Below are 4,399 nucleotides of genomic sequence, written 5' to 3'. Positions count from 1 at the left end.
CTCGTCGAAGGCGGCCTCGCCCGCGCTCCAGGCGCGGGCGCCGCCGTTACGGGGCTGGGGCGCACCGGCTCCGGTGCCCGCCTCCTCCACCTGGAGCAGCGGCACGCCCGCGGGCAGGGCCACCGCCACCACGGTGTACACGTGCGCGACGGTGCGGTGGCGCTGCTGGGGATGGGGCGCGGTGTAGCCGTACTCGTAGGCCAGGACCCGGCGACCGCGCAGTTCGGTGCACAGCACGTGCCTGGCCCGGGCGTTGGACCGCCGTTCCAGGAAGGGGACGCCCTCGAACCGGTCGACCAGCTCGGGCCGCTCGCGGTCGTAGCGCCACCCCTCACGCGAGGCCCACAGGGTCAGGCCGCGGGAGCGGCGGCGTTCGGCGGCCGAGCCCGCGACCGCCGCTCCGACCACGCCGACGACCACCAGGGCCGCGATCACCAGAACCAGGACGGTGGTGGTCTCCATGGGGGTCTCCTCGTGCGCGGTGCGGTTCCTGCCCACTGAGACGCCGCCCGCTCCCCGACCGGTTCCACCCTTCTCACGACCCCGCACCCCGCCGTCCGCGGCCCGCCCGCGCCCGGCCCCGCGCGGTCGGCCCCCGTCGGCTACGACGCGGCGAAGACCTTGCCCGGGTTGAAGATGCCCCGCGGGTCCAGGGCGTCCTTGACGGCCCGGTGCATGGCGAGCACGTGCGGGCCCATCTCCCGGGCGGCGCCGCGCATCTTCAGCAGGCCCACGCCGTGCTCGCCGGTGACCGTGCCGCCCAGGGCGATCGCCTCGTCCACGATCACCTCGAAGGCCTCCTGTGCGCGCTTCTTGGCGTCCTCGTCACCGGCCGGGACGATGAACAGCGGGTGCAGGTTGCCGTCACCGGCGTGCGCGATGTTGCCGATGCGGGTGTCGAAGCGCCTGCCGATCGCCTCGATGCGCTCCAGCATCAGGGGCACCTTCGCCTTGGGCAGGCACATGTCCTCGGTCAGCAGCGGGCCGAGCCGCTCCAGCGCCGGGTAGGCCAGGCGGCGGGCCTCGAACAGGGCCTCGGCCTCCTCCTCGTCGGTGGAGCGCACCGCGTAGACCGCGCCCTCCGCCTCGAAGCACGCCAGGATGCGGTCGGCCTCCTCCTCGCCCGCCGCCCCGGGCTGGTCGCTGCGCGCCAGCAGCAGCACCTCGCCCTCGGCGGACAGGCCCATGTTCTTCCACTCGTCCACCGCCTGGAGGCAGAACCGGTCGATCAGCTCCATCGCCGAGGGCACCACCCCGGCCGCCGAGACCGCCGCGACGGCCCTGCCGGCCTCCACCAGGGAGTCGAAGTAGCCCACCACGGTGTGCTCGGTGCCGGTGCGCAGCGGCCGCATCCGCAGCGTCACCTCGGTGACCAGGCCCAGCGTCCCCTCCGAGCCCACCATGAGCCCGCACAGGTCGTAGCCGGTCACGCCCTTGGCGGTGGTCCGGCCCAGCCGCACCACCTCGCCCGAGCCCACGACCGCCTCCATGCCCAGCACGTAGTCGCGGGTGACCCCGTACTTGACGCAGCACAGGCCGCCCGCGTTGGTGGCCACGTTGCCGCCGATGGTCGACCAGGGCGCGGAGGCCGGGTCCGGCGGGTACCACAGGCCGTCCCGGGCCACCCGTTCGCGCAGGTCGTTGTTGACCACGCCCGGTTGCACGGTGGCGGTCTGCTGTACGGGGTCGACCTCCAGGACACGGTTCATCCGCTCGAAGGAGACCACGACCCAGCCGTCCACGGCGTTGGCCGCACCCGACAGCCCCGTCCCGGCTCCGCGCCCGACCACGGGGACGCCCAGTTCCGCGCACACGGCTACCGCGGCCGCCACGTCCTGGGTGTGGCGGGGGCGCACGAGCGCGGCCGGGCTGCCGTGGGGAGCCCACTCGGCCTCGTCGTGGGAGTAGCCCTCAAGGACGGCGGGGTCGGTGACCACCTGCTCCGCGCCGACCGCTGCCGTCAGTCTCCCGGCGATCCCGGACATGGGCACACTCCCTCACCGCTCGCTCGGCCGCTCCGCTGCGCCGACGCCGCCAGCACTCTAACCGGACACCGGGCGCCGAAGACACCACCGCCCCCTGGTCAGGGCGGTCGGCGGCGCGCCCCGCCGCGGACACGCCCGGGGGCGTCCCAGCGGGGACCGACGCGCCCGGTCCCCCGAGACCTAGCATGGGTCCTCCGGGAAGCGAAGGAGCGCCCATGAAGACAGTCCTCGTCACCGGCGGTACCGGCACCCTGGGACGGCCCGTCGTGGAACGCCTGCGCCGGGCCGGGCACCAGGTGCGCAGCCTGAGCCGCCACCCCGATCCGGAGGACCCCGCGTCCTTCGCCGTGGACCTGCGCCGGGGCACCGGGCTGTCCGACGCGGTCCAGGGCGTGGACACCGTCGTGCACTGCGCCAGCACGCCCTCGGGCGGCGACATCGAGGCGGCCACCCACCTGATCCGCGCGGTCCGCGAGGCGGGTGTGGCGCACCTGGTCTACGTCTCCATCGTCGGCGTGGACCGGGTTCCGCTGGGCTACTACGGGACCAAGCACACCGTGGAGAGCGCGCTGGCGGCCTCCGGTCTGGGGTGGACGGTGCTGCGCGCCACCCAGTTCCACGACCTGGTGCGCAGGCTGTGCGCGGGCGCGGCCCGCCTGCCCCTCATGCCCGTCCCCGACGTGGACGTGCAGCCCGTGGCGGTCGAGGAGGTCGCCTCCCGCCTGGCCCACCTGGCCGACCGTCCTCCGGCCGGGCGCGTGGCGGACATGGGCGGCCCGCGCGTGGAGTCCTTCCGCGACCTGGCCGCGGCCTACCAGCGCTGGGCGGGGACGGACCTGCGGACGGTGCCCGTACGCCTGCCGGGCGCCGTCTTCGCCGCCTACCGCGCCGGAGGCCACCTGGCCCCGGACCGGGCGGTGGGCAAGGTGACCTTCGCGGAGTTCCTGGCCGACCGGAACCCGGAGTGAACAAGTCGTTGAAAACCATTAGTTGACAACAGGGTGTTTGCGCCCTCATCCTGGAGGCATGAGCGAGGAACAGCACGAGAGCGCCTTCACCCGACCCGACCCGCGAAGCGCCCGCCGCATGCGCACCCATGAGGCGCTGCTGCGCATCACCGAACGCCACGCCACCGGCGAGCACCGCACGCGCTGGGACGAGGCGCGCATGCCCATGGCGCCCCTGGACGCCCTGCGGCGCGTCGCCGACCTGGCCGCGGGCGGCGCCCAGCCCGACCCCGACGCTCCGGCCGTGGATCAGGACGACCTCACCGCCGCCCTGACCCTGGTGCCCTGGGCGCGCGCCGAGTTCGACCAGCTGGAGGCCGGACTGCTGCAGATGTCCAAGGGGCGCGGCATGACCTGGCAGGAGATCGCCTTCGGCCTCGGGCTGGGCTCGGCCCAGGCCGCCCGCCAACGCCACGACCGCCTCCTGCGGCGCGGCGAGAGCTGAGGCACCGGCCACGGTCCGGGCAGTGGCCGCCCGGACCGTGACCGCCTCAGCCCGGCACGGGGTGGTTGGACCGCGCCCTGCGGGTCGCGCTCGGCCCTGATCCGCCGCAGCGCCTGCGCGGAGAAGTACGTCGGCGAACGCGCCGCCCGGCACGCCGAACCGAGCTGTCGGCCTCACGGGCGTCGAAGACCTTGAGGACTTCCCCTCACACCCGTTCCAGAGGTGTGTGGGCGCCCCGGGGCACCCGCACGCGCACCGGCGTACCGGGTTCGACGGTGCCGCTGGTCAGCACGACGCCCATGACTCCGGCCCTGCGCACCACGGTGCCGTCCTCCCCGCGACGCAGAACCTGTTTGAGCAGCCCCCGGGAGAAACCGTCGATCTGCGCGCAGGGATTGCGCAGGCCGGTGACCCGCACGCTGGCCCCGTCACCGAAGGACAGGACGGTGCCCGCGGACAGGGACAGCAGGTCCAGACCGCGGGTGGTGATGTTCTCGCCCAGTTGGCCCGGGGAGACCGCGAATCCCGCCTCGCCGACCTCCTCCAGGAGTTCGGCGGCCACCAGGTGGACCTGGCGCAGATTGGGCTGGTCGGGATTCACCGCGATCCGGGACAGGTGCTGAACGGTGGCGCCCAGGTGGGCGTCACCCTCCACGCCCAGCCCGGCCAGAAGGCGGATCCGTGGCAGGACCTCCTTGCTGAAGGTGTGTCCGGAACCGCAGCTGACCGACTCCACCACCGGGCCCATGGGCGCCGCCTCTTCGCTCGGGTGCACTGGACCCCAGCCTAACGAGCCCAACCCCCGGGGGCTGGGCTCGTGACCGGAAGTGCCGTCGGCGCGACCCGCCCTGGAGTGACGCGCACCACATCGGCGGGGGTATGGACACCGCACGGCCGGGGCACAACCGTCGGCGACGAGGCCACCGCCGCGCGGCCTCCCCCCGCCCCCGGGTGTGCGCGGC

The 4,399-nt window shown here is 74.4% G+C and carries 5 protein-coding genes; 2 read left to right on the top strand and 3 right to left on the bottom strand.

All coding sequences use genetic code 11. From position 1 onward, the window contains the following. Positions 1-462 (bottom strand): hypothetical protein (locus DQW06_RS17050; protein ID WP_117198901.1); only part of this gene is annotated, 462 nt, incomplete at its 3' end. Between the two features lie 140 nt (positions 463-602). Then, entirely contained in the window at positions 603-1,985 is a 1,383-nt protein-coding gene (locus tag DQW06_RS17045) for an FAD-binding oxidoreductase (protein WP_013153041.1), read from the bottom strand. A gap of 215 nt (positions 1,986-2,200) precedes the next feature. Here DQW06_RS17045 and DQW06_RS17040 point away from each other — a divergent pair, with 215 nt between their 5' ends. Both DQW06_RS17040 and DQW06_RS17035 read left to right on the top strand, forming a co-directional pair. Further along, positions 2,201-2,953, top strand: a complete 753-nt coding sequence (locus tag DQW06_RS17040) for an SDR family oxidoreductase (protein WP_013153040.1) — start codon at positions 2,201-2,203, stop codon at positions 2,951-2,953. 58 nt (positions 2,954-3,011) lie between these two features. Beyond that, a complete protein-coding gene (locus DQW06_RS17035; protein ID WP_013153039.1) occupies positions 3,012-3,437 on the top strand; it encodes a hypothetical protein in 426 nt (141 codons plus the stop codon). A gap of 205 nt (positions 3,438-3,642) precedes the next feature. On the opposite strand, the gene DQW06_RS17030 is transcribed toward DQW06_RS17035, so the two are convergent. Continuing rightward, a complete protein-coding gene (locus DQW06_RS17030) occupies positions 3,643-4,185 on the bottom strand; it encodes an MOSC domain-containing protein (RefSeq protein ID WP_013153038.1) in 543 nt (180 codons plus the stop codon). Positions 4,186-4,399 lie beyond the last annotated feature (214 nt).

Source organism: Nocardiopsis sp. TNDT3 (genome assembly GCF_003427465.1).
In the GTDB taxonomy this organism is placed as follows: domain Bacteria; phylum Actinomycetota; class Actinomycetes; order Streptosporangiales; family Streptosporangiaceae; genus Nocardiopsis; species Nocardiopsis dassonvillei.
The sequence above is the reverse complement of the archived record's forward strand: the minus strand, read 5'-3'. Positions and strand labels throughout refer to the sequence as shown.